Here is a 1,055-nt window from a genome sequence, read left to right as displayed (position 1 = left end):
TAGAGCGGTAGCCGATCATTTTGAATCGCCGGGGCTTTTCAAATCAGTGCCGAGCTGATTCAAGCTTCCTGCCGGAGTTGGAGGCCGGCAGGCATGGTCAAGGCGCTGTCGCTCGATCTTCGGGTGCGTGTTCTGGCCGCCGTAGCGGGTGGTATGAGCCACCGTGCGGCGGCTGAGGCGTTTGCGGTCAGCCCGGCAAGCGTGAGCCGATGGCGGCAGCTGTCCCGTGAAACGGGGGAGCCCCGCGCCAAGGACGCCGGAGGCGACAACCGTTCCCATCATGTGGAGGCGCACAAGGACCTGATCCTGAGCCTCTTGGAGAAGACGCCCGACCTCACCATCGAGGAACTGCGCCACCTTCTGGCGGAACGGGGGATCGGCGTCGGCTACGGCACAGTGCGCCGCTTCTTCGCCCGCCACGCCATCACGCGCAAAAAAAGACCGCCCACGCCGCCGAGCAGGACCGGGCGGACGTCCTGAAGCAACGCCGGGCCTGGTTCGAGGCGCAGCTCGACCTCGATCCGGACCGACTTGTCTTCATCGACGAAACCTGGGCCTCCACCAACATGGCCCGCCGCCATGGCCGTTGCCGGCGCGGACAGCGCCTGCGCGCGCTCGTCCCGCACGGCCACTGGAAGACCACCACCTTCATCGCCGGATTGCGCTGCACCGGTATGGTGGCGCCGATGGTCCTGGACGGCCCCATCAACCGCATCGCCTTCGAAGCCTATGTGCAGCAAGTGCTCGTTCCCGAGCTCTCACCGGGCGACATTGTGGTGATGGACAATCTCGGTTCCCACAAAGGTCCGGCGGTGCGTCAGATGATCGAGGCCGCCGGCGCAGGCCTCCTGTTCCTGCCGCCCTATAGCCCCGACTTCAACCCGATCGAGAACGCCTTCTCAAAGCTCAAGGCCCACCTGCGCAAAGCTGCCGAGCGCACCGTCGAAGGCCTGTGGGCAGCCATCGGACGTATCGCAGATCTCTTCACGCCGCAGGAGTGCCGGAACTTATTCGAAGCCGCTGGATATGATCCAATATGATCGGCTACCGCTCTA

Annotated in this window: 1 protein-coding gene; it reads left to right on the top strand. The window is 64.6% G+C overall.

Features of this window, described 5'->3' with window-relative positions; genetic code table 11:
* Window positions 1-93 precede the first annotated feature (93 nt).
* Window positions 94-1,040, top strand: a protein-coding gene (locus K9U41_RS22920; RefSeq protein WP_432715853.1) for an IS630 family transposase whose coding sequence is annotated in 2 segments (ribosomal slippage) — window positions 94-430 and window positions 430-1,040 — 948 coding nt in all. Because the reading frame shifts where the segments join, the coding sequence is not laid out codon by codon here.
* Window positions 1,041-1,055: the final 15 nt, after the last annotated feature.

The sequence above is a fragment of the Xanthobacter autotrophicus genome (genome assembly GCF_029991245.1).
Lineage (GTDB): Bacteria > Pseudomonadota > Alphaproteobacteria > Rhizobiales > Xanthobacteraceae > Xanthobacter > Xanthobacter autotrophicus_C.
The sequence above is the reverse complement of the archived record's forward strand: the minus strand, read 5'-3'. Positions and strand labels throughout refer to the sequence as shown.